General features: G+C 58.6%; 23 protein-coding genes, 2 tRNA genes and 1 pseudogene. 11 read left to right on the forward strand and 15 right to left on the reverse strand.

The genetic code is table 11. The features are described 5' to 3' along the window. The first annotated feature begins 2 nt into the window (after window positions 1-2). Complete coding sequence (gene recX, locus ACVVH8_RS06310; protein ID WP_103302971.1) at window positions 3-470, forward strand: recombination regulator RecX; 468 nt, start codon at window positions 3-5, stop codon at window positions 468-470. Window positions 471-525: 55 nt separating this feature from the next. On the opposite strand, the gene ACVVH8_RS06315 is transcribed toward recX, so the two are convergent. After that, window positions 526-1,644, reverse strand: coding sequence for an LOG family protein (locus tag ACVVH8_RS06315; protein WP_401303776.1), 1,119 nt, complete (start codon window positions 1,642-1,644; stop codon window positions 526-528). Between the two features lie 349 nt (window positions 1,645-1,993). Here ACVVH8_RS06315 and ACVVH8_RS06320 point away from each other — a divergent pair, with 349 nt between their 5' ends. After that, window positions 1,994-2,188 (forward strand): hypothetical protein, encoded by a 195-nt coding sequence (locus tag ACVVH8_RS06320; RefSeq protein ID WP_103302969.1) that lies wholly within the window; start codon window positions 1,994-1,996, stop codon window positions 2,186-2,188. Here ACVVH8_RS06320 and ACVVH8_RS06325 read toward each other — a convergent pair whose 3' ends face one another. After that, window positions 2,189-2,614, reverse strand: a complete 426-nt coding sequence (locus ACVVH8_RS06325; RefSeq protein WP_103302968.1) for a PA3611 family quorum-sensing-regulated virulence factor — start codon at window positions 2,612-2,614, stop codon at window positions 2,189-2,191. A 189-nt stretch (window positions 2,615-2,803) separates the two neighbouring features. Here ACVVH8_RS06325 and ACVVH8_RS06330 point away from each other — a divergent pair, with 189 nt between their 5' ends. From ACVVH8_RS06330 to ACVVH8_RS06340, 3 genes are all read left to right on the forward strand, one after another. Beyond that, window positions 2,804-3,550, forward strand: a complete 747-nt coding sequence (locus ACVVH8_RS06330; RefSeq protein ID WP_103302967.1) for a tRNA-uridine aminocarboxypropyltransferase — start codon at window positions 2,804-2,806, stop codon at window positions 3,548-3,550. A 223-nt stretch (window positions 3,551-3,773) separates the two neighbouring features. Further along, a complete protein-coding gene (erdR, locus tag ACVVH8_RS06335; RefSeq protein WP_103302966.1) occupies window positions 3,774-4,424 on the forward strand; it encodes a response regulator transcription factor ErdR in 651 nt (216 codons plus the stop codon). A gap of 74 nt (window positions 4,425-4,498) precedes the next feature. Next, on the forward strand, window positions 4,499-4,861 hold the full coding sequence (locus ACVVH8_RS06340) for a diacylglycerol kinase (protein WP_042557932.1): 363 nt from the start codon (window positions 4,499-4,501) through the stop codon (window positions 4,859-4,861). Here the strand turns inward: ACVVH8_RS06340 and ACVVH8_RS06345 are convergent. Beyond that, window positions 4,858-5,784 (reverse strand): LysR family transcriptional regulator, encoded by a 927-nt coding sequence (locus tag ACVVH8_RS06345; protein ID WP_103302965.1) that lies wholly within the window; start codon window positions 5,782-5,784, stop codon window positions 4,858-4,860. The two genes, ACVVH8_RS06340 and ACVVH8_RS06345, sit on opposite strands and share 4 nt — an antisense overlap. A 142-nt stretch (window positions 5,785-5,926) precedes the next feature. Here ACVVH8_RS06345 and fpr point away from each other — a divergent pair, with 142 nt between their 5' ends. After that, a complete protein-coding gene (gene fpr / locus ACVVH8_RS06350; RefSeq protein WP_002554680.1) occupies window positions 5,927-6,706 on the forward strand; it encodes a ferredoxin-NADP reductase in 780 nt (259 codons plus the stop codon). Between the two features lie 60 nt (window positions 6,707-6,766). On the opposite strand, the gene tsaA is transcribed toward fpr, so the two are convergent. The 5 genes from tsaA to ACVVH8_RS06375 form a co-directional block, all read right to left on the reverse strand. Continuing rightward, on the reverse strand, window positions 6,767-7,465 hold the full coding sequence (gene tsaA, locus ACVVH8_RS06355) for a tRNA (N6-threonylcarbamoyladenosine(37)-N6)-methyltransferase TrmO (protein WP_475229079.1): 699 nt from the start codon (window positions 7,463-7,465) through the stop codon (window positions 6,767-6,769). Between the two features lie 183 nt (window positions 7,466-7,648). Then, complete coding sequence (locus ACVVH8_RS06360; protein WP_475229081.1) at window positions 7,649-8,419, reverse strand: SDR family oxidoreductase; 771 nt, start codon at window positions 8,417-8,419, stop codon at window positions 7,649-7,651. A gap of 174 nt (window positions 8,420-8,593) precedes the next feature. Then, on the reverse strand, window positions 8,594-9,061 hold the full coding sequence (locus tag ACVVH8_RS06365) for a YehS family protein (RefSeq protein ID WP_103302962.1): 468 nt from the start codon (window positions 9,059-9,061) through the stop codon (window positions 8,594-8,596). Window positions 9,062-9,131: 70 nt separating this feature from the next. Further along, window positions 9,132-9,842: an rRNA pseudouridine synthase gene (locus tag ACVVH8_RS06370; protein ID WP_475229084.1), complete on the reverse strand. Its 711-nt coding sequence runs from the start codon at window positions 9,840-9,842 to the stop codon at window positions 9,132-9,134. 198 nt (window positions 9,843-10,040) lie between these two features. Continuing rightward, window positions 10,041-10,505 carry a GNAT family N-acetyltransferase gene (locus ACVVH8_RS06375; protein WP_475229086.1) on the reverse strand — a complete coding sequence of 155 codons (465 nt, stop codon included), beginning with the start codon at window positions 10,503-10,505 and terminating at the stop codon, window positions 10,041-10,043. A 110-nt stretch (window positions 10,506-10,615) separates the two neighbouring features. Between ACVVH8_RS06375 and ACVVH8_RS06380 the strand changes: the two are divergent. Continuing rightward, window positions 10,616-10,723 (forward strand): annotated as a pseudogene (locus ACVVH8_RS06380) (metal ABC transporter ATP-binding protein); the annotation flags it as partial. Window positions 10,724-10,728: 5 nt separating this feature from the next. Here ACVVH8_RS06380 and rimO read toward each other — a convergent pair. Next, window positions 10,729-12,066: a 30S ribosomal protein S12 methylthiotransferase RimO gene (gene rimO, locus ACVVH8_RS06385; protein ID WP_315446029.1), complete on the reverse strand. Its 1,338-nt coding sequence runs from the start codon at window positions 12,064-12,066 to the stop codon at window positions 10,729-10,731. Between the two features lie 351 nt (window positions 12,067-12,417). Between rimO and ACVVH8_RS06390 the strand changes: the two genes are divergently transcribed. After that, entirely contained in the window at window positions 12,418-14,259 is a 1,842-nt protein-coding gene (locus tag ACVVH8_RS06390) for a potassium transporter Kup (protein ID WP_475231140.1), read from the forward strand. Between the two features lie 185 nt (window positions 14,260-14,444). Here ACVVH8_RS06390 and ACVVH8_RS06395 read toward each other — a convergent pair whose 3' ends face one another. Then, window positions 14,445-14,774 carry a DUF3077 domain-containing protein gene (locus tag ACVVH8_RS06395; protein ID WP_475229088.1) on the reverse strand — a complete coding sequence of 110 codons (330 nt, stop codon included), beginning with the start codon at window positions 14,772-14,774 and terminating at the stop codon, window positions 14,445-14,447. Between the two features lie 640 nt (window positions 14,775-15,414). On the opposite strand from ACVVH8_RS06395, the gene ACVVH8_RS06400 reads away from it, so the two are divergent. Next, window positions 15,415-16,182 (forward strand): MarR family transcriptional regulator, encoded by a 768-nt coding sequence (locus ACVVH8_RS06400; protein WP_475229091.1) that lies wholly within the window; start codon window positions 15,415-15,417, stop codon window positions 16,180-16,182. 1 nt (window position 16,183) lies between these two features. After that, window positions 16,184-16,882 carry a hypothetical protein gene (locus ACVVH8_RS06405; protein ID WP_475229093.1) on the forward strand — a complete coding sequence of 233 codons (699 nt, stop codon included), beginning with the start codon at window positions 16,184-16,186 and terminating at the stop codon, window positions 16,880-16,882. Between the two features lie 344 nt (window positions 16,883-17,226). On the opposite strand, the gene ACVVH8_RS06410 is transcribed toward ACVVH8_RS06405, so the two are convergent. The 5 genes from ACVVH8_RS06410 to ACVVH8_RS06430 all read right to left on the reverse strand — a co-directional run bounded on the left by ACVVH8_RS06410 (window position 17,227) and on the right by ACVVH8_RS06430 (window position 22,345). Then, entirely contained in the window at window positions 17,227-17,631 is a 405-nt protein-coding gene (locus ACVVH8_RS06410; protein ID WP_315446025.1) for a hypothetical protein, read from the reverse strand. 128 nt (window positions 17,632-17,759) lie between these two features. Continuing rightward, the gene (locus tag ACVVH8_RS06415; RefSeq protein WP_401303789.1) at window positions 17,760-19,055 is read right to left on the reverse strand and encodes a virulence factor family protein; all 1,296 of its coding nucleotides are present in this window, start codon (window positions 19,053-19,055) and stop codon (window positions 17,760-17,762) included. After that, complete coding sequence (gene mprF / locus ACVVH8_RS06420) at window positions 19,055-21,694, reverse strand: bifunctional lysylphosphatidylglycerol flippase/synthetase MprF (RefSeq protein ID WP_103307398.1); 2,640 nt, start codon at window positions 21,692-21,694, stop codon at window positions 19,055-19,057. Before mprF ends, ACVVH8_RS06415 begins: the two co-directional genes overlap by 1 nt. A gap of 279 nt (window positions 21,695-21,973) precedes the next feature. Continuing rightward, a tRNA-Met gene (locus tag ACVVH8_RS06425) sits at window positions 21,974-22,050 on the reverse strand. A gap of 218 nt (window positions 22,051-22,268) precedes the next feature. Next, window positions 22,269-22,345 (reverse strand) — tRNA-Met (locus ACVVH8_RS06430). Window positions 22,346-22,626: 281 nt separating this feature from the next. Here ACVVH8_RS06430 and dinB point away from each other — a divergent pair. Continuing rightward, complete coding sequence (gene dinB / locus ACVVH8_RS06435; RefSeq protein WP_475229095.1) at window positions 22,627-23,688, forward strand: DNA polymerase IV; 1,062 nt, start codon at window positions 22,627-22,629, stop codon at window positions 23,686-23,688. Window positions 23,689-23,720 lie beyond the last annotated feature (32 nt).

Consider the following 23,720-nt stretch of genomic DNA (forward strand, 5'->3'; position numbering starts at 1 on the left):
GAATGACACTCGTACTTGATACCCTCGTCGCGGTGCGGCGAACCGCCATGGACCTGCTCGCACGTCGCGAGCATGGTCGAGTCGAGCTGACGCGTAAACTGCGTCAGCGCGGCGCTGAGGCGGAGATGATCGAAACAGCCCTCGACCGTTTGACAGAAGAAGGGCTGCTTTCCGAAGCCCGTTATCTTGAAAGCTTTGTTTCCTACCGTGCCCGTTCCGGTTATGGCCCTCTGCGAATTCGCGAGGAACTGAGTCAGCGCGGTTTGCAACGCGCCGATATCGAGCTCGCCCTGCGCGAAAGCGGTATCAGTTGGCAGGAGCAGCTTCAGGAAACCTGGCAGCGAAAATTCTCCGGGCACTTACCGATTGATGCCAAGGAGCGAGCCAAGCAAGGCCGTTTCCTCGCCTATCGAGGTTTCTCGATGGAGATGATCAACCGCTTGTTCAGCGGCAGAGGCATGGACGATTAAGACGATTGAAGAAAACGGCCCGCTATGAAAATAGCGGGCCGTTTTTTTTTACGTTTTAAATAGCCTTCGACGGCTCTCGGTTGCGTTGCGCGGTTTGCGGTTTGGAATGAGCCCAGTTTTCCGGCACGTTGATGTAATCGACCAACTCTCTCAAACGCCCGTGATTCCTGGCGTTGAAGGCAAACGCCAAGCGCGCCAGATGGCTGAACTTCGCGTCATCGTGTTCCTCGCCGCTGTAGACGTGTTGATGGAAGTGGTCGCTCAGGCACAAATCGGCAAAGGTCTCCTGCATCTGCTCCAGCGCTTGATCGCTGAGCTTGTGATTCATGCGGATCACGAATTGCCCTTTGAGCCAGCGGCTGGAGTGGAAGTTGCTGTAGAACTGGTTGATTTGCTCCACCGCCTCCTCGACGGTGTAGACCAGCCGCATCAATTGCATGTCGGTCGGCAGGATGTAGTGGTTTTCTTCCAGTTGCTGGCGGATGAAGTCCATCGCGCCCTGCCAGAAGGTGCCCCCCGGTGTGTCCAGTAACACCACCGGCACCAGTGGACTTTTACCGGTCTGGATCAGCGTCAGCACCTCAAGTGCTTCATCCAGCGTGCCGAAACCGCCAGGGCACAGCACCAGTGCGTCGGCTTCCTTGACGAAAAACAGCTTGCGGGTGAAGAAGAAGTGGAAGGGCAGCAGATTGGCGGTGCCATCCACGGTCGGGTTGGCATGCTGCTCGAAGGGCAGAGTGATGTTGAAGCCAAGGCTGTGATCGCGGCCAGCCCCTTCGTGGGCGGCGGCCATGATGCCGCCACCGGCACCAGTGATGACCATCATGTCCGAGCGTGCCAGCGCGGCACCGAGTTCCCGAGCCATGGCGTACAGCGGATGTTCGACCGGCGTGCGCGCCGAGCCGAACACGGTGACTTTGCGTCGGCCCTTGAATTGCTCCAGCACTCTGAATGCCTGCTCCAGTTCACGCAGGGCCTGCAGGGTGATTTTGGCGTTCCAGCGATTGTGATCTTCCTGAGCCATGCGCAGTACGGTCAGGATCATGTCGCGGTAGATGGGAATGTTCGGGCTGTTGGGGGAAACGCGGTTGAGCTGTGCTTCGACCTGGCTGATGAGGTCGGGACCGCTTTCCTGAAAATGACGGTTGAGCAGGTCATTCGGTTGGTAAGGCATTCAACGTCTCCTTCTGCACAGAGCGGGTGGCCCTGACGAGCGGCGTCAGTGCCGCGCTGCAAAAACACACAATCGGCAGTTCCTTTTCCTGCCGCAAACGACTGATCGGAATACTTTCAATCTAGACCCTTGCGAGCGGTTGCGCTGAATCGATCATTGCGCTGCAAAGTCCTGGCTGGCAATCGCTTACTGTTTTTCGGCCAGTGACATCACCGCTCGTCAGAACGTGCACCGGCCGCCAAACCCTCTGATTAACTGATTTACAGGCACCGTACGACAATTTCACGTCAATACCGTACGCAAGGTGCACGCAATTCAAGGATTTGCGGGTAGCAAGGAGGCGGGACACATGACCAGAGTGGTTCTGGAGATCGATACGCAGTTGTATCGAATGCTGAAAGCATCAGCCGAGGCCAATCAAGTCAGTCTCGAGGAGGAGTGTTGCCGGCGACTGGCAGGAGGCGAGCGCCGCTCCCACTATCTACAGGCCTTGCTGGCCGAACTGCGCGCCGAGGATGAACAGCGGCGCGCCAATTCGCGATGATTACTTCTTCTTCGCCGGGGCGGCTTTCGGGCAATCCGATTCCTGATAGCTGGCGGAGCCGATCGCTTTGTTGGTTTTCACTTCAGTGAAGTCGTAACGCATGATCGCGCCTTTGGCCATCAGCTTGCGGAACGAAGGGTTGTTGCAGACCGAGGCACCCAGCTGGAAATACACGGCTTTGGGATCGGCACGCATTTTGTCGGCGTGGCTCTTTTGCACACTCAGGTGGTTGATCAACTGAGTGCCTTCAACGGTGTAGCCCTGATCAAGAATGTCTTCATTGATTGCCCGAGGCGTGCCGACGCTGCTTTGGGCGGCGACGTTGCGCAGCTCGCGGTTCAGATTCTGCTCACTCAAGGACGCAGCCTGAGCGGTGAAGGACGACGCCAGCAGAATGGCAGCGGTGGGAACGATAAGGCGCAGCATGAAACTCTCCTGATTCGGTGACTGGTGGTTCGACCAGCCACGGGGCTGTGCGTTCAGTGGCGGCGAATTATAGGGGAGCCGGTCTGGACGGTACAGGCTTGTGCCCTTCGCTCTGGTAAACTGCCGGCCTTTATTGCCTTGCCGAGTGTTGTTCGTGTCGAGTTTCCCTGTCTGCCGGCCTTGCCTGTGATGAACCATGCCCCCAACGCCGTAGCCCGCCTGCGCGATCAGCGCGAGGACGAGGGCATCAAGCCGATTCAGGCCCGGGGCTTTCGCTCCGAGCGTTGCCGCGACTGCCGCGTGATCATCAGTCATTGCCTGTGCGCTTGGCGGCCAAGTGTCGAAACCCGATCCGGCGTGTGCCTGATCATGACCGGCAAGGAAGTGTTCAAACCGAGCAATACCGGTTGGCTGATTGCCGATGTGGTGCGCGATAACCACGCGTTCATCTGGTCGCGCACCGAGCCCGATCCGCAGATGCTGGCGCTGCTCAACGACCCGCAATGGCAGCCGTATCTGGTGTTCCCCGGCGAATACGTCGAGCCGTCGCGGGTGACCAACACCGTCGAACTCGATAGCAGCAAACGTCCGCTGTTCATTCTGCTCGACGCGACCTGGACCGAAGCACGCAAGATGTTCCGCAAAAGCCCGTACTTTGATCGCTTGCCGATTCTCAGTCTGCTGCCAGACAAACTCTCGCGCTATCGCTTGCGGCGCTCGACCCGCAGTGAGCACCTGTGCACCGCAGAAGTCGCTGCGCTGTGTCTGGAACTGGCGGGAGACAGTGACGCCGCGTCGGCGCTGGACGCCTATTTCGATGTGTTCAGCCAGCATTACCTGGGTGCCAAGCAGCAGTTGGACATGAATGAATCGACCCCGGCCCATGCCGAGTTGCAACCCTTCATACGAAAGCCGCAGCCGGAGTTGGCCCAATAGTGGCCCATACTGTACGCAGCGGCGGCCGTGTTGCTTGACCACCCCGTCTTCGCTGGGCATGCTTGGCGCCGATTAGGGTGCGGCCAAGGTTTGAAACGCTGTGTTTGCTGGTTATTGGCGTTGAACGTGCCCCTGTGGATGCCGCCTGAAAGGCGCATCTTGAGTTGCTTTGGCAAGATCCGAATGCACCGGGTCTGCCATCAAAAACAGGATCATTTGAAAAATGGCCACATACGACATCCTGATTGCCGATGATCACCCCCTGTTTCGTAGCGCCCTGCATCAAGCGGTGACGCTGGGCCTTGGCCCGAATGTGCGATTGGTGGAAGTGGCGAGCATCGCCGAACTGGAAACTCGCCTGACCGAAAAGGCTGACTGGGATCTGGTCTTGCTGGATCTGAACATGCCGGGCGCCTTCGGTTTTTCCGGGCTGGTGATGTTGCGCGGACAATATCCGCAGATTCCGGTGGTGATGGTCTCGGCGCAGGAAGAAGCCTCGGTGATGGTCAAGTCCCGCGAGTTCGGCGCCAGTGGCTTCATTCCCAAGTCCAGCGACCTGAGCGTGATTCAGGAAGCGGTGCGCAAAGTGCTCGATGGTGATGTGTTCTGGCCACCGCAGGCGTTCGAAGCCGTTGCCGTTTCCGACGAAGCCAAAGCCGCCAGCGATGGCCTCGCCAGCCTTACCCCGCAGCAGTTCCGCGTGTTGACCATGGTCTGCGAAGGCTTGCTGAACAAGCAGATTGCCTATGAGCTGAGCGTGTCCGAAGCGACCATCAAGGCCCATGTCACGGCGATCTTTCGCAAGCTGAATGTGCGCACTCGTACGCAAGCGGCTTTACTGCTGCAACAACTTGAGTCAATTCCGAGCCAATAATGGCTGGCGTCTTCACGCTTTTTTGACTTTTGTTGATCTAGCTTTCCCACTCCTTTTTGGTTGGTTTCTACTTTATGTCACCTTTCAAGGGCCAGACCGGCCTGAAACGCATTCTCAACGCTTCCGGCTATTCGCTGGACGGCCTGCGCGCAGCTTTCACCGGCGAAGCGGCGTTCCGCCAACTGGTACTGCTCAATGTGGTGCTGGTACCGCTGACGTTCTTTCTGAATGTCAGCCGCGTCGAACAGGCGCTGTTGATCGCCGTGTGCCTGTTGGCGCTGATCGTCGAGTTACTGAATTCGGCAGTGGAAGCGGCCATTGACCGCATTTCGCTGGAACTGCACCCGCTGTCCAAGAACGCCAAGGACATGGGCAGCGCCGCGCAATTCGTCGCGCTGAGCATGATTGCGCTGGTGTGGGCGGTGATTCTGCTTTAAGCGATTGTCGGCAAAACGATCTCGTCGCTGCGCTGCACACCGGCGGTGAAAGCGCGGCACAGATCGAGAAACTCGCGCATGGCCGAGGTCTGGTACTTCTGCTTGTGCCAGATGAAGTAGAACTGTCGCGCCAGGTCCAGATCCGGCGTCTCCACCGCCACCAGACTGCCGCGGCGGAAGGCATCGCGCAGCGCCAGGCGCGAGATGCAACCGATCCCCAGTCCTGATTCCACCGCGCGTTTGATCGCTTCGGTGTGTTCCAGCTCCAGACGGATATTCAGCGCGCTGCGATGGTGACGCATGGCCTGATCGAAGGTCAGCCGCGTGCCGGAACCCTGTTCGCGCAGAATCCACGCTTCATGCGTCAACTCTTCCATGGTCGCACTGCCGCGTTTGGCCAGCGGATGCTGCGGCGCGCAGAACACCACCAGCTCATCCTCGACCCAACTCTGTACTTCGATGTCCGGGTGGCTGCAATCGCCTTCGATTAGACCCAGATCAATTTCGTAGTGGGCGACCTGTTGCACGATATTGGCAGTGTTCTGTACATGCAGCTTCACCTGGCTTTCCGGGTGGCGCTGCATGAAGCTACCGATCAACAGGGTCGCCAGATAATTGCCGATGGTCAGGGTGGCGCCGACTGACAGAGAGCCGAAACCTGATTTGCCGTTGAGCAGGTCTTCGATTTCCTTGGCCTGATCGAGCAGGGCCACCGCCTGAGGCAACAACTGTTTGCCGAGGGCATTGAGGCTCAACCGTTTGCCGGCTCGGTCGAACAGCTGGCAGCTGGACTGGCGCTCAAGCTCGGTAATAGAGGTGCTGGCCGCCGATTGCGAAAGGTTGAGCAGACCCGCAGCACGGGATACGCTTTCCTGCTGGGCGACGGCGACGAAGACTTGCAGTTGACGGAGAGTAAATCGCATATCGATATAACCGATAACCCTTATCTTAATAATCCAGTTAACAGATATTGTCGGCGCTATTAGAATGCGATGCAATTGCGCACCATCGGCATTTATTCAGCCTAGAGCAAGCGCAGAGCCAATATCCAGGAGTCAAACGTACATGAGCAACATGAACCACGAGCGTGTCCTCAGTGTTCATCACTGGAACGATACCCTGTTCAGCTTCAAGTGCACCCGCGATCCGGGCCTGCGCTTCGAGAACGGGCAGTTCGTGATGATCGGCCTGCAACAGCCAAACGGCCGCCCGCTTATGCGCGCTTACTCGATTGCCAGCCCGAACTGGGAAGAGCATCTGGAGTTCTTCAGCATCAAGGTGCCTGACGGCCCGCTGACCTCGCAGTTGCAGCATCTCAAGGAAGGTGACGAGATCATCATCAGCAAAAAGCCTACGGGCACGCTGGTGCTGGACGATCTGAAGCCTGGCAAACACCTGTACCTGCTCAGCACCGGTACCGGTCTGGCACCGTTCATGAGCGTGATTCAGGATCCGGAAACCTACGAGCGTTTCGAAAAAGTCATCCTGTGCCACGGCGTGCGCTACGTGAACGAAGTCGCTTACCGCGAATTCATCACCGAGCACTTGCCGCAGAACGAGTTCTTCGGCGAAGCGCTGCGTGACAAGCTGATTTACTACCCGACCGTTACGCGCGAACCATTCGAGAACGAAGGTCGTCTGACCGACCTGATGCGCAGCGGCAAACTGTTCAGCGACATCGGCCTGCCGCCGATCAACCCGCAGGACGACCGCGCCATGTTGTGCGGCAGCCCGAGCATGCTCGATGAGACCAGCGAAGTCCTCAACAGCTTCGGCCTGACCGTGTCGCCGCGTATGCGCGAGCCGGGTGACTACCTGATCGAGCGTGCATTCGTCGAGAAGTAAGCTCCACTGAAAAGCCCCCATTGCCTGCTCAGGCAATGGGGGCTTTTTCGTTTCTGGACATTACGCTTCGGCGGGAATGACTTCGAGGACGCGGATCTGCTCCGGCGTCGGGTAATGCCAGCGCACATCCAAGTCCCAGAACTGTGCGCCGTATTCACGTTCCGGCGCCGGGGTTTGATACGCCGGGCGCGGGTCTTGCGCCAAACACTGTTCGATCAGCTCGACCAGAGGCTCGCCAAGACGCTGAGCGTGGGTGAGCGCCTGTTGCAACGCTGCATCCGTCCACTGCACGTCGATCAACTGCGGCGCTGCGCTGGCGATGCTGTTGGAGGCGCTGGCGATGATGTCGGCGTAAGGCACGTAGGGTTTGATGTCGAGAATCGGCGTGCCGTCGAGCAGGTCGATGCCGGAGATAAACAGGCGATTGGATTCAACCTTGTCCAGCTTCACTACCGATTGGCCGATGCCATTCGGGCGATGTGTGGCGCGAGTGGCGAACACCCCCATGGACTTGTTGCCGCCGAGGCGGGGCGGGCGGACTTTCAGGCGCGGTTTTTCTTCCAGTGCCTGATGGAAGAGGAACAGCAGCCAGACGTGGCTGACTTGTTCCAGCCCCTGCACCGCGTCACCCTGATCGAACGGCGCCACCAGTTCCAGCACGCCACGGGCGGCGGGGGCCAGTTGCGGCTGGCGGGGAATGGCGAATTTCTCCTTGAAGCAGGAGCGGACAAAGCCGATGGGCGAGACGCTGTAAGTCATGGTGTGTATTCGAAGCGGGGCAGGGTGGGCATGATAACCCGGCAGGCTTCAAGTCTGGTGGTGGCCAGGCGGGCGCCATCGCTGGCAAGCCAGCTCCCACAGGATTCTCGGACGTTAGAATAATTTGAGTTCACCCAAAAACCTGTGGGAGCTGGCTTGCCAGCGATAGCCGCACCACCGATTTCAGAGACTAAACCCACCATCCAGCGGAATGATATTCCCGGTCATATAAGCCCCCGCCTTACTCGCCAGACTGATCGCCAACGCTGCCATCTCTTCCTCGCGCCCCCAGCGTTTCATCGGGATCAGCGCCGTATCCTCAGCCAGTGCCTGCTGATCATTACCGATATGCTGAGTCATCTTGCTCGGAAACCGTCCCGGCGCGATCACATTGACGTTGATGTGCTGGCTCACCAGTTCCCGCGCCAGAATTCGCGACAACTGGTGCAGCGCCGCTTTACTCGGCCCGTAGGCATACGCCTGCTCGCCAAATGAGGAAATCCCCGCCACCGAACCAATGTTGATAATCCGTGCGGGATTGGCCGCCGAACCGGCCTTGCGCAGCAACGGCAGAAACTGCTGGATGCAGGTGAACACGGAGGTCACGTTGAGCTGCATGACTTTTTCCCAGCCTTTGACCGGGTAACTCTCCAGCGGCGCCCCCCAGGTGGTGCCGGCATTGTTCACCAGAATATCCAGATGCGTGATCTGCTCGCCGAGCCGTGCGGCCAGTTCCTGTACACCTTCTTCCGTCGCCAGATTCGCCGCCACGCCTTGGCAAGTGCCCAAGGCACTGAGTTCTTCGGCCGTTTGATGACAGGCTTCGGCGTCCCGGGAGCAGACGAATACACGGGCGCCAGCCTCGACAAAGGCCTTGGCGATCATTTTGCCGATACCACGGGTGCCGCCGGTCACCAGAGCGGTGCGGCCTTGCAGGGAGAAATACGGGTGCATGGCGAGTCCTGAGGATTAGGGATCAGTACACCCTAGTCGTCAGCCGCGAAAAGCGGAGCCACTATTTTCTAACGGAATGGAGGGCCATGCGGCCAGCTTCGAGTTGCAAGCTACAAGCGGCAAGTTAAAGCAGGGCTTGCAGCTTCAGCTTGCAGCTTGCGGCTCGAAACTGTTTTACGCTCTCACGCGCAGCGTGAGCCCTTTGAGGAAGTTGCGCAGCAACTGGTCGCCACACGGACGGTAGTTGGTGTGGCCGACCTTGCGGAACAGCGCGCTCAGCTCAGGTTTGGACACCGGGAACTCGGCGGCCTTGAGGATCGCGTGCATGTCGTCTTCTTTCAGTTCGAAGGCCACGCGCAGCTTTTTCAGAATGATGTTGTTGGTCACCGGCACTTCGATCGGCTGCGGCGGACGGCTTTCGTCCTTGCCACGCTTGAAGATCACCAGGCCGTCGAGGAAGTGTGCGATGACTTCGTCCGGGCAACGGACGAAACCTTCTTCATCTTCTTCTTTCTTGTCGAGCCAGGTGATCACGTCGGCGAGCGTTACATCCATGCCGCCAAGTTTGATGATCTCGACGACTTTCTTGTCGCTGATGTCGAGCATGTAGCGCACGCTGCGCAGTACGTCGTTGTGAATCATGTCGATAATCCTGATGCGTTGTGGGCAGCGCGCAGGCGCGCTGCCGAAATGTGTGGCGGCAGTGGAAGCCTTAGAACTTCTCTTTGCCGGACAGGTAGCGCCATTGGCCGACCGGAACCTTGCCGATCGAGACGCCGCCGATGCGGATACGGCGGATGCCGACGACCTTCAGGCCGACCGCTTCGCAGAACTGGGCAATGATCCCCGGCTGCGGATTTTTCATGGCGAAGCGCAGGCGGTTTTCGTTCTGCCAGCTGGCCTTGACCGGCGGCAGCTCCTTGCCCTTGTGGGTCAGGCCGTGCTGCAAGCGGTTGAGACCGTGGGCGACCATGTCACCTTCGACTTCAACGATGTATTCCTGCTCGATCTTGGCCGAGTCGGCGGTGAGCTTGCGCAGGATTTTCCAGTCCTGGGTGAACACCAGCAGACCACTGGCCTTGGCTTGCAGGTCGGCGCTGGCCGTCAGGCGCAGGAAGTGTCCGCGCAGCGGGCGCTTGCTGAAACGGTGCTCTTCGCTGAGGGTTTCGGCGCTGAGCGACTGCATGGCGGTTTCTACATCCATGCCGGCAGGAGCGTTGAGCAGGATGGTCACCGGCTCCGGCGCGGTGGCCTTGGCGTCCTTGTCGAGCTCGACCTTCTGGTCGCCGACCTTGAATTGCGGCTCGTCGATGACTTCGCCGTCCACGGTGACCCAGCCGCCCTCGATGAACAGCTCGGCCTCGCGGCGGGAGCAACCCACCAGTTCGATGAGGCGTTTGGAGAGGCGAATCGGGTCAGTCATGACAGGGCCGTAACAAAAAAGGGGTGGGCATTGTACCTGTGTGGCGCCGGTTAAGTCCGGTTCCATTTCACGGTGTTCTGTATCCCTTGTGGGAGCGGGCTTGCCAGCGATGGCATCGCCTCGGTATTTCTTGCAGACCGCAGCGTCCGCATCGCTGGCAAGCCAGCTCCCACAGGGTTTTATGGTGTGTCAGCCATTTCAGGTGCGTTGCTGATTCTGGCGCAAGCGCATATGCAGCAACGGATACGGCTGGCCCATGCCGTCTACCTCCGAACGGCCGATCACTTCAAAACCCTGCTTGAAGTAAAAGCCCAAGGCCTGCGGGTTCTGTTCGTTGACGTCGAGCTCATCGGCATTCAAATGTTGCAGCGCGTAGTTCAGCAGTTTTTTGCCCAGGCCCTGGCCGCGATAGTCGGGGTCGATAAAGAGCATTTCAATCTTGCCCGCCGCCACACCGGCGAACCCGGTGATGCGTTGGTTGGCGTCCTTGGTGCAGATCAGCATCACTGAGTCGAGGTAGCGGGTCAGCACCAGGTTGCGCAGCAACTCGATGTAGCTGTCCGGCAGAAAATCATGGGTCGCGCGGACCGAGGCCTCCCAGACCCGGGTCAGTTCCTGATAATCGCTGAGTTTCGGCGTGTGGATGACCGAATGGTGACGCATGCCTGTGTGCCTCTTATGCCCTGTTTGATGAGGATCCTTCCCTCAGCAAACGATAGACGTAAAAAAGCCCCGCATCTCGTAAAAAGAGCGGGGCTTTTCAATACAACACTATTCCCCTTGTGGGAGCGAGCCTGCTCGCGAAGGCGTTGGTTCAGTCAACATTTTCAGCAACTGACCCACCGCATTCGCGAGCAGGCTCGCTCCCACAGGTACTGGGTGATGCTTAGATCTGCTCAGCCCACAGATCGTATTCGTCAGCATCAGTCACTTTGCACCAGACCTTGTCGCCCGGCTTCAGATTGCTGCCGTTATCAATAAACACGTTGCCATCGATTTCCGGAGCATCGAAGAAGCAGCGGCCGACCGCGCCTTGCTCATCAACTTCATCCACCAGCACTTCGATTTCACGGCCAACGCGCATTTGCAGGCGTGCCGAGCTGATCGCCTGCTGGTGCGCCATGAAGCGCTCCCACCGGTCCTGCTTGACGTCGTCCGGCACCACTTCCAGATCCAGATCATTGGCTGGAGCACCATCCACCGGCGAGTACTGGAAGCAGCCGACGCGGTCGAGCTGGGCTTCGGTCAGCCAGTTGAGCAGGTACTGGAAGTCTTCTTCGGTCTCGCCCGGGAAGCCGACGATGAAGGTCGAACGGATGATCAGGTCCGGGCAGATTTCGCGCCAGTTCTTGATCCGTGCCAGGGTCTTGTCTTCGAACGCCGGGCGTTTCATCGACTTCAGCACTTTCGGGCTGGCGTGCTGGAACGGGATGTCCAGGTACGGCAGGATCTTGCCGGCGGCCATCAGCGGGATCAGCTCGTCAACGTGCGGGTACGGGTAAACGTAGTGCAGACGCACCCAGACGCCGAGGGTGCTCAGCGCTTCGCAGAGTTCGGTCATGCGGGTTTTCACTGGCGCGCCGTTCCAGAAACCGGTGCGGTATTTCACGTCGACGCCGTAGGCGCTGGTGTCTTGCGAGATCACCAGCAGCTCTTTAACGCCGGACTTGACCAGGCGCTGAGCCTCGTCGAGCACGTCGCCGACCGGACGGCTGACCAGTTTGCCGCGCATCGACGGGATGATGCAGAAGGAGCAGCTGTGGTTGCAGCCTTCGGAAATCTTCAGGTAGGCGTAGTGGCGCGGGGTCAGCTTGATACCTTGCGGCGGCACCAGGTCGATCAGCGGGTTGTGATCCTGACGCGGTGGCACCACTTCGTGCACGGCGTTGACCACTTGCTCGTACTGCTGCGGACCGGTCACGGCCAGCACGCTCGGGTGCACGTTGCGGATGTTGCCTTCTTCCACGCCCATGCAACCGGTGACGATGACCTTGCCGTTTTCCTTGATCGCTTCACCGATCACCTCCAGCGATTCAGCCTTGGCCGAATCGATGAAGCCGCAGGTGTTGACCACCACGACATCGGCGTCCTGATAAGTGGACACCACGTCATAGCCTTCCATGCGCAGCTGGGTCAGGATGCGCTCGGAGTCGACCAGTGCTTTCGGGCAACCCAGAGATACGAAGCCAACCTTTGGATTGGCCGGCGCAGGAGTGGTGGACATGTCTAACCTCGGTATTTTGTGACGCCGCTTTCCTGATGCGAAAAGCCGACGGACGGGCGCTTAGGGTGCGCCTCTGATCAAAAAGTGCGCAATTCTAGCGGTGAGTAACGCACTTGACCAGCTTTATGCAGGGAAATACGACGAGTGCTGCGCTATGCTTCGCGCCGTTGAGCTTTACCAATTTTTTACAGTCAACAAAACGTCTGTAACAGCAGGTAAAACAGCGCATGCTGCACCACAAAGCATAGTGCTTCATTCAAAGAAGCCGGTTCTGAGAAGTAGGAGTGTTGGATGGGTCAGGCAAGTAGTCATGCGGCAGGCGCCGAGGGTTCGGCTACCAAACCGCTGAGCATGCTGGTCGCGGCAGTCGGGGTAGTTTACGGCGACATCGGCACGAGCCCGTTGTACACCCTTAAAGAAGTGTTTTCCGGCGCTTATGGCGTACCGGTCAATCACGATGGCGTGCTGGGCATTCTGTCGTTGATCTTCTGGTCGCTGATCTGGGTCGTCTCGATCAAATACATGATGTTCGTCCTGCGCGCCGACAACCAAGGCGAGGGCGGGATCATGGCGCTCACCGCACTGGCGCGGCGTGCGGCGGGGCATCGCAAAAAACTGCGGTCGTTGCTGGTGGTTTGCGGACTGATCGGTGCGGCGCTGTTTTATGGCGACAGCATGATCACTCCGGCGATTTCCGTGTTGTCGGCGATAGAGGGGCTGGGGCTGGCGTTTGAGGGCATCGACCATTGGGTGGTGCCGCTGTCGTTGGTGGTGCTGGTCGCGTTGTTTCTGATTCAGAGCCACGGTACGGCGCGGATCGGCATTTTGTTCGGGCCGATCATGGTCACCTGGTTCCTCGTGCTGGGCGCCCTTGGCGTCTACGGCATCAGCCATACGCCGGAAGTGCTGCATGCGCTGAACCCGGTCTGGGCGGTGCGTTTCTTCATGGTGCATGCCGGTATGGGCGTGGCGATCCTTGGCGCCGTGGTGCTGGCGCTGACCGGTGCCGAAGCGTTGTACGCCGACATGGGCCACTTCGGTCGCAAGCCGATTGCCCGTGCGTGGTTCATTCTGGTTTTGCCGGCGCTGGTGCTCAATTACTTCGGTCAGGGCGCTTTGCTGCTGGATAACCCGGAAGCGGCGCGTAACCCGTTCTACCTGTTGGCGCCTAGCTGGGCGCTGATTCCGTTGGTGGGGCTGTCGACCCTGGCCACGGTGATTGCCTCGCAAGCGGTGATTTCCGGCGCATTCTCCCTGACCCGTCAGGCCATTCAGCTCGGTTACATCCCGCGCATGTACATCCAGCACACCTCCAGCGACGAGCAGGGCCAGATCTACATTGGCGCGGTGAACTGGGCGCTGATGGTTGGCGTGGTTCTGTTGGTGCTCGGCTTCGAATCCTCCGGCGCACTGGCCTCGGCCTACGGCGTGGCGGTAACCGGCACCATGCTGATGACCACCATTCTGGTGTCGGCGGTGATGCTGCTGCTGTGGAAATGGCCGCCGATCCTTGCGGTACCGGTGCTGATCGGTTTCCTGCTGGTGGACGGTCTGTACTTCGCCGCCAACGTGCCGAAAATCGTTCAGGGCGGTGCTTTCCCGGTGATCGCCGGTATCGCGTTGTTCGTGCTGATGACCACCTGGAAGCGCGGCAAGCAACTGCTGGTCGAACGCCTCGATGAAGGCGCGTTGCCGCTGCCGATCTTCATCAGCAGCATCCGCGTGCAGCCACCGCATCGTGTGCAAGGCACCGCCGTGTTCCTCACCGCACGCTCCGACGCCGTGCCGCACGCGCTGTTGCACAACTTGCTGCATAACCAGGTGTTGCATGAGCAGGTGGTGTTGCTGACCGTGGTCTACGAAGACATCCCTCGTGTACCGCCATCGCGGCGTTTCGAAGTCGAGGCACACGGGGAAGGTTTCTTCCGGGTGATCCTGCACTTTGGCTTCACCGACGAGCCGGACGTGCCGCAGGCGTTGAAGCTGTGTCATCTGGATGATCTGGATTTCAGCCCGATGCGCACGACTTACTTCCTCAGCCGTGAAACGGTCATCGCCTCGAAGCTCGAGGGTATGGCGCGTTGGCGTGAAGCGCTGTTCGCGTTCATGTTGAAGAATGCCAATGGCAACTTGCGGTTCTTCAATCTGCCGCTGAACCGGGTGATTGAGTTGGGGACGCAGGTCGAGATGTAAGCCCCACCTCAACTGAAAGCCCCCGTCAGCTTCAAGGCTGGCGGGGGCTTTTTTGTGCCCGCACATAAACCTCAAGTCCACCACAAATCCCCTGTGGGAGCTGGCTTGCCAGCGATGAGTCCGGCACATCCAGAATCAATGTCGACTGACTCTCCGCCATCGCTGGCAAGCCAGCTCCCACAAGGTTATGAGGTTGGGTCAGCCAGTTCGGCTTCAGATTCGGTCTTCGTCCGCGCAGGTCGCGGCATCAACGCTTGGATCACGTCATCAATCAAGGCTTTGCCCATCACCGTCAGGTAATGCGCAGCCCAAGCGTGGCGGTCGGTGTCTTTGATAAATGCCGCGTCCTCGGCGAAGGATTTGGCGAGGGACAGCAGGTCGGAGGATTGGGACAGGGCATCAATGATCGGGATGCCGGAGCGGACGTTGAAGAACGCTTGATCCGAGTTGTAGAGGAAAGGGGTGAAGCCGATAGTTTTAAGATCAGATGGCGTTGACGGACTTTCTTTGCTCATTGTTTTGCTCCCTAAAACGAGGAGCTGCCTCATTCGTTACCACACGAATGGGTGGCAGCTGTACGCAGGGTGGTAAACCGGGGGAGCAAAGAAACCGGCAGACCCGAAGGTCTCCCACGTACAGCTGCCATGACAGTGAATTACAGGCGTAAAAGAACACCTGATGTCGTGATGGAGGCACTGTTGCACTTTGCCTAACCGGGTTACCACACCCGATCGCTGAATGGGTCAGCGACGTCCGGAGAGTATCCCGTCAAAAAACAGCGCAATAGAGCGGGAGAGCGTCCAAACACGAGTTTCGGAGTTTGCCTACAAGGTCTGTGGGCGTCATCTGATATTGCGAGACTGGAAGTAAACGATACTAAACGTCACGCACGAACCGACGTGTGCAAAGCATTCAGGTACGTATGACAGCATCAGCGCAACAAGAAGCACAGGATGAACCGAAGGACCTTCGGATCGAAAAGAAGGCCAGTGAACGATTGCTCATCTTTGATCTGGCCCAAGCAGTCAGCCATGACGATATGCGGGCAAGGTATGCAGCGATTAGTGATCGACCCAAGGGCTTGACGACCCAGCCTCGTCAGTGAGACAAGTGTCCACGTTTTATGGAATGTGGACACTTAAGGTTTTGAGCTAAATGAAGAGTCAAGACATTTTACTTTTGTTCAAAATGGCCAGTCTCCACGCTCAGGAAGAGAACCTCTTGGGGGAGATGGAGGCCGAATCGAATTCGGACAGGGTCGAAGAGCTGCTCAGGCCTTATGTCGTCAGCCGAATGACCGCAGGGGAGAGTGTGGGGAAGCCATTGGTCACCTATTCCACTGATGGCGAAGACACACTCTTCCAGCGTCGCGAATTCGACTCGCCTTTCGCTGATGGGCCAGGCTGGGAGGGATGGGCGGAACCAGCATCTGATCCACCGCTGACAAGTTGGAGTGATCGGTACTCCTTACGTGCGCTGTCTGCCTCTCTCGGACTGAGCAAAAGCGAAGTCTCAAATGCTCTCGCGCGATGTCGGGAATCCGGATTGCTCATCCATGACTACGACACCGGGCTTGCCAAAGTGCACCGCCGGGAACTGCTGAAAATTACCGAGCACGCGCTGAAGTACTTCTTCCCGGTCAAGCCTGGCGCGATGGTTCGTGGCATACCCACAGGTTTTGCGGCGCCTGCGCTGTCCAAAAGCATCAAGAGTGCGGGCGGTTTGATTCCGGTCTGGCCGGATGCACTTGGAACCGAGCGAGGCCAAGCTATAGAGCCGCTTTACAAAACAGTGCCGGAAGCGGTGAAAAAAGACCGGATCCTTTACCACTATCTGGCGCTCGCTGATGCGATTCGTCTGGGTGGTCCGCGTGAGTGTGGTGTGGCAATCAGTATTCTGAAGGCAGGGATGGGGCTGAAATAACATGTCGTCAAACGCGGATCACAACTACGAGCTCATTGAGTTCGTGGCTGAAGGCTTGGGCGAGGCGTTTCTCGCCGAAGTTGCTTTTGTTGGCGGTTGCACAACCGCCATGCTGGTTACAGATACAGCCGTGCTGGACGACATTCGTTTCACTGATGACGTTGATCTAGTGATCGAGTTGGCCGGTATCAGCGCCTGGAACCAACTCACCGAACGGCTTGCGACCAAGGGATTCAAGATCACAGGTGAGGACGAGGTCAATTGTCGTTTTCGCTTCAATGACGTTGTCGTGGATGTCATGCCTTCTGATCCTGCAGTGCTCGGCTATGCCAACCGCTGGTTCGTCGAGGGGCTGGCGAGGGCGGATAAATTCACCCTGCCCAGCGGCACTGCCATCCAGATATTCCAGCCCACGTATTTTCTCGCGACGAAACTGGAAGCTTTCGCCGGTCGGGGAAATGGTGATCCTTATCACAAGGATGTCGAGGACATGATCATCTTGATCGATGGTCGGCCTGAGCTGTTGGAGGAGGTGTGCCAGGCTGACAGCGACCTCAAGGCGTTCATCGCAAAGGGAATCCACAAGCTGATGGCGCTCGATGGGGTTGGCTACGTGATCGAAAGCTCAGGCTCGGTGCAGGCGAATCCAGGCAGAGGGCAGATTATTCACAGGCGTATGAAAGCGCTGGCCAACGCATGAGATACCGCTCCCGATCAATCACTGGGCAAGCCAGCAGGGCAAATAATGACTGTGCCGGAGCGAGCTGTGATGGTGACGGTGGGTTTTTTGTTGTCGCGGATGGCACTTCCAGGCGCGGCAGTGGACAGCTTGCTGAAAGCTTCGTAAGCGGCATGTTGGCGGCTCATTCCACACAGATGAAGCAGGGGAGCTATCCTGCAGAGCCCGCAGCTGTTGAGCGCCTATTGGGTTCAATACTGTCGGATTTTCATGCGTCGTTGCCTGCTGATCAGGCGGGAGCCATCTGTTACCTGATTGGCTTGGTCGCCCATGGCCGACTCACCGTTGCATACGAAGGTGACTGTTCATGCGGGATTGTGACGCTGGCGGGTGCCATCGAGTGGATTACGCCACCTCACTGCAAAGCCAATTGGCGGCACGACCGTTCGCACTGTGAGTTGGCGCAAGACCCGGCGCGAAATTCGGTAACACGATGCTTGAAAATCAATCGGGTCCCAAACCCTGACTTTGTTTGTTGTGTACTGGACGCTGTTGAGCGCTTGGTATTTGTCACTGATGGCTTTTGGGCGGACTTGACGCAATCCCAGCAAAGCAGTTTGTTGGCGGCGCCGGATAGCGACTTTAGCGTTGGCGACGATGATGTCACGTGGATAGATGTCCAGCTTGGCCAACGAGACTGACGAGTTGTCTGAATCCAGCGCCATCCCTTGTAGGAGTGAGCCTGCTCGCGATAGCAGAGTGTCAATCACTGATTTGCCACCTGACATTCCGCTATCGCGAGCAGGCTCACTCCTACAGGAAAATGGGTTCATCGTCCGAGATGTAAAAAGCCCCCGCAACCGTGAAGTTGCGGGGGCTTTTTGTGGGGCGCTTCAGATCACTCTTCGGCGACCGAGTCCTTGCTCTGTCGCTTCTCGATCAGATCCACCAGCCGCTTGGCCAGCGCCGGGTAGTTCTCATCGAAGTGGTGGCCGCCGGGCAGTTTCACTGCTTCGCCAACAGCCGTCTTGTCCGTGCAACCACTTTCATCCGTCTCTTCTTCGCCGTAGATGCACACAACCTTCGCCGCTGGCAGCTTGGCCATTTCCGGGCCGGTGGCGGCTTCTTTGCCGGCGTTGCCGAGCCAGCCTTCGACTTCGATTTCGAAGCTGCCGGTGCGGGCGAAGGCCAGCAGGATGATTGCATCTACACGTTGCTGCTCGGTGTCTGGCAGGCGGTTGTAGATCGCCGGCAGCACGTCAGCGCCGAACGAGTAACCGGTGAGGATGAAGCGCTTGGTGCCCCATTTCTGCCGGTAGTGTTGCATCAGTTCGGTCAGGTCCAGCGCGCTTTGCTCGGGGCTCTTGTGCTGCCAGTAGTAGCGCAGGGTGTCGATGCCGACGACCGGATAGCCGATCTTGGCCATTTCGCCCGCTACGTCGCGGTCGAGGTCGCGCCAGCCGCCGTCACCGGAAAGGAACAGGGTCACGGTGTCTTTGGCTTGACCGGCCGGGACTTCAACCACCGGTATCGCCAGACCGCCGTTGGCCTTGTCGCCGCCGACGAGGATCTTGCGCAGTTCGTTGTTCAGCACTTGTGGCAGGTTGATGTCGTAGTCGCTGATGCTGGTTTCGGCGTTCGGTTGATCGCGCACGAAACCTGCGCTGGCGTCGTCCGGGTTGTCGTTCCAGGCCACCAGCCAGTGGCCGTGGGCGGCGGATTTTGGCAACAGGTGCGTGCAGCCACCTTTTTCCAGTGCCAGGTCCACGGAAATCGCTTGGGCCTTGTCGTCCTTTTGCTCGGACAACCAACGCCAGGCCAGTACCGCGCCGGGGCCGATACCGCTGACCAGCGTGGCCGGGCCGTTCAGTTCGCGCAGACCGGTTTGCAGGGCGCGGCTTTGCAGCAGGCAGTCCTTGGGCAGAATCACCTGAACGATTTGCGCCGAGGCGCTGCGGCTCAGGGTGGTCAATTGCTTTTCAGAGAGTTTCTGGTCGTCGTTGACCGCGACCAGCACCTGAGCTTTCGGCTTGGTGCCGGGAATCACACGGGTCATGGCCGGGCCATCGGCCGGAGTCAGCTGTTCTACGGTCGGTTCCGGTGCCGGACGTTTGAGGTACCAGTAACCGCCGCCGGCAATCACGGCCAGCACGATCAGTGCGGCCAGGATGTACTTCAGGGAGCGTTGAATCATCAGCGTTTCACCAATCCAGTCAAGCCGCCCGCGATCAGGGCAGCAGTGTCGGCCAGCGCCACCAGCGGATCGAGTCCGGCGGGCACAGCCATATAACGAGGTTCCCAGTCAGGCTGGAACTTGTCTTTGAAGCGGCGCAAGCCTTGGAAGTTGTACAGCTGCTCACCACGGCGGAAAACCATCGAGCCCAGACGCTGGGTCAGCGGTGCACCACGCCGGGGTTGCAACCCCGACAACGGCACCATGCCCAGGCTGAAGCGCGCGTATCCGTGACTCTTATAGTGTTGAATCAGGCCGACCATCATGAATTCCATGGTCAGCTTGGGGGCGTCCGGGTGCGCGCGCATCAGGTCGAGACTGGCCAGATCATGGCTATAAGTCTCGAGCAGGTTGGCGAACGCCACCGGGCGGCCTTCGAAGCGAATCACCGCAATGCGGAAATGCTTCAGGTAATCGTCGCTGAAACGGCCGAGGGAGAAGCCTTTCTCGCGCACGTTCTTGCCGGTCAGCCACGCATCGGAAATCACTTTCAGCTCGTCCATTGGCGCCTGGCCCGGCTCATGGATCTCCAGCGACAGACCGTCGCGGGTGCCACGGTTCCAGGTGTAACGCAGGTCCTTCATCTCTTTGCCCTTGGCTTCCAGGTCAAAGCGCTGCAGATCGACCCGGGCTTCTTCACCGAGTTTGATCGCGGTCAGGCCGATGTCCATGTAGTAGGGCAGGTTCTCCGCGCGCACTTGGTAGAACACAGGGCGGGCATGGTGGATGTCGCACAGGTCGCGGAACTGCCAGATCATTTCTGCGCGTTGCTGGCCAGGGCCGATCGGGTCGTACAGCGCAACAAGGCTGCGGCCCCGGCGTGCGTACATCAGAAACGCTTCGTCGTTCTGGTGAAACAGCAACGCCTTGTCACCGGTCAGCGCGAGGCCGCCGTCGGGTTGCGACGAGGCCATAAGGATTTTCGCGGCGCGATCGAGTTCATCAGGTGTCGGCAGATGGATCACCGGACGGGCAGTGCGCAGTAGCCAGGTCAGGGCGATCACCAGCAACAGCACGGCGGCGCCGAGCAACGAACGCAGGCCACGCGGTGCGTCAGCATCAAGGGTGAACTGCCACCACAACTGATGGCTGTACGGCACGTCCTGATAAGCGAACAGCAGCAGCCACGTCGACGCGCCAAGTACGCACAGGCTGGCCACCAGATATAGCGGCGAGAAGGGCAGTTCGGTCAGACGACTCGGGCGATAGAACGAGCGACGGAACACACCGAGCAATGCAGCGGTGAGTGTCATCAGCGTGGCTTCTTCCCAGTCGAAGCCTTTGAGCAATGAGAGCAGGGCGCCAACCAGCAACAGAATGGTGGTGAGCATCCATGCGGCCGACAGGCGACGGCGCAGGCCCTGAGCCAGCATCAGGCACAACACGCCGATCAGGCTGGCGCCGAAGTGCGAAGCATCGACCAGACGATGCGGGATCAGGAAACCGATGTGCTCCAGGCGCGTGTCGATTTCAGGTGTGGCACCGGAAAACAGCAGGACCACGCCGGACAGGAACACCAGCACCGCCAGAATCGGTGCCGCCAGACCGGACGCCGCGCGCATGGTCTGAGTTTGAAACAAGCGCTGACCTTCATTGATCAGCAGCAGTACACAGGCCACCAGCAGCGGCAGTACTACGTAAATCAGGCGATACAACAACAACGCTGCAGCCAGTGGCGCGGCACCTAGTTTGTCGGCAAACGCGGCCAGCAGAATGGCTTCGAACACACCGACGCCGCCCGGTACGTGGCTGAGCACACCGGCGGCCAGGGCCAGCAGATACACCAGCAGGAACGCGCCAAACGGTGGCGCTTCGGGCAGCAATAGATAGAGAACGGTCGCGGCAGCGGCAACGTCGAGCGCGGTGATGACCAGTTGCAGGAAGGTCAGACGTCGGCCCGGCAGACGCAGGGTGCGACGGCCGGCCCGAACCAACAGGTTGTCGCGGTAAGGTTGTTCCGGCAGGCGTCGGCGATAGATGCCAATCGCCAGAATCGCGCCCAGTGCGAGCACTGCGCCGGCAACAGCGCCGAGCAGTCCTTCAGACAGCCCCAGCGCCTGAGAGGCGGCGGGCAGGTCGCTGAGGGTGGCGAGTGCGGCCAGTGGCGGCAGCGCGCAGCCCAGCGACAGGCTGGCGAACAAGGTCATGTGCGCGACTTCCGAAGCACCCACGCCCAAGCGTGCATATAAACGGTAGCGCACCGAACCGCCGGACAGCAGCGACAGGCCGATGGCGTTGCCGATCGCAAACGCGGTGAAGCCGCCGAGTGCCAGCATGCGCGGTGGCAGTGTCACACCGGCGTAGCGGCTGGCCGACCATTCATAGCCGAGCAGAATAATGAAGCCGACCACGGTTGCGCCGAAAGCGCCAAGCAGGGCGGGTTTCGGCACGTCGAGAATCGAGTCGTGCAACGCATCGAGATCGAGTTCGACGAGCAAGTGGCGACAGGCAATCAGCGCTATGGTGAACAACAGCAATGTGACCCCCAGCCCGATGGGCTGACGGTATTTGCTCAATCGATCCAGCAAGCGCAAGCGCTCGGGTTTGATCGGATGTTCCGCTGTGACGGTGTCTTGTGGATCAGACGAGTTGGCGCGCATCAATCACCTCTTGGATTGTGCGCGACAGGATGGAGGTATCCAGCCAAGTTACCAATCCCTGTAGAAAAAAATAATCACAAAATACTACGCCTCTCACCGGGTATCGGCGAGGGCAGTTCCTGGATTGCAGAGGCCTTGCCTGCGACTCAAGCATAGTCGCAAGTCAGAACATCTGAAGATCCCAAGCGGTTCACTGCACAGTGACAGATCATTGTTGCGAAAGGACTTTTTCAACAGATACAAAAAAGGCCACTCTTTCGAGTAGCCTTTTTTGATGTTTGGTTGCGGGAGCCGGATTTGAACCGACGACCTTCGGGTTATGAGCCCGACGAGCTACCAGACTGCTCCATCCCGCGTCTGTGTGGCGGCATTCTACAGGCGAACGGCGAGGTGTCAACCGCTAATCCCGTAAAGGGTCAAATAAGTGTGAAATCGCGTCAAACGGTCGCAGGTGGCACGTTAAGTTTAGGAAATGCAAAGAGTTCCTGTTTGACGACTGCTCCTATAAGAAGCTTGTCGACAAAACAGACGCGCACAAAAAAGGCCACTCTTTCGAGTAGCCTTTTTTGATGTTTGGTTGCGGGAGCCGGATTTGAACCGACGACCTTCGGGTTATGAGCCCGACGAGCTACCAGACTGCTCCATCCCGCGTCTGTGTGTCGGCATTCTACAGAGGATCGCCGGGGTGTCAACCTCCAATCTGGATAAAATCTGTTGAGGTTCAATCGGTTAGCGGTTTTTTAGGATGCTTGAGCAGAGCGCGGAGCAGGCGGGGCAAGGCTTTCAGCTCTATTGGCGATGCATTTTCGATTGAGAAAATAAATTCATCGGTCTTTTCCTACACATGGAAAAGAACATTCGGCACTACTGGTGCTATATACAGTTGTCAGTGAGATACTGCCGATCCGGCTTGCCACGTTTCCTTTTCTGACATGACTCAGCGAAAAATCATCCACGTCGACTGTGACTGTTTCTACGCCGCCATCGAGATGCGTGATGACCCGCATCTGGCAGGCAAGCCATTGGCGGTGGGCGGCTCGGCGGATCGGCGCGGGGTGATCGCCACCTGCAACTACGAGGCGCGAGCTTATGGTGTGCGTTCGGCGATGTCGTCGGGACACGCCCTCAAGCTGTGTCCGGATCTGACCATCGTCAAGCCGCGCATGGACGCTTATCGCGAGGCCTCAAAGGAAATCCACACGATTTTCGCCGATTACACCGACTTGATTGAGCCGCTGTCGCTAGATGAAGCCTACCTAGACGTATCGGACAGCGCGCACTTCGGCGGTAGTGCCACACGGATCGCCCAGGACATTCGCCGCCGGGTCTCCAATCAATTGCACATCACTGTTTCTGCAGGCGTGGCGCCGAACAAGTTTCTGGCAAAGATCGCCAGCGACTGGAAAAAGCCCAACGGTTTGTTCGTGATCACCCCGGATCAGGTCGAGGATTTTGTCAGCGGCTTGCCGGTGAGCAAGCTGCACGGCGTCGGCAAGGTCACGGCCGACAAGCTGGGCAAACTGGGCATCGTTGACTGCATGCAATTGCGCGAGTGGGACAAGCTGGCGCTGGTGCGCGAATTTGGCAGTTTTGGCGAGAGGCTTTGGAGTCTGGCCCGTGGGATTGATGATCGGCTGGTGCACAACGACAGTCGCCGTCAGTCGATCAGTGTGGAAAACACCTACGATGTCGACCTGCCGGATTTACGCAGTTGCCTGGACAAGTTGCCGGAGCTTCTGGAAACCCTGAGAACCCGTATGGCGCGGATCGACAGCAGTTATCGACCGGGCAAGCCATTCGTCAAAGTGAAGTTTCATGATTTTACCCAGACGACGCTGGAGCAGGCCGGGGCAGGGCGGGATTTGGGCAGTTATCAGTTGATGCTGACGCAGGCGTTCAATCGGGGTGGGAAACCGGTGCGGCTGCTTGGGGTAGGGGTGAGGCTGGAGGATTTGCGCGGCGGGTTTGAGCAGATGGAGTTGTTTGAGCGGTAGTTTTGTTGCGAGTTTTCGATTGCAATCGCGGG

This window comes from Pseudomonas trutticola BRTCR10 (genome assembly GCF_056155105.1).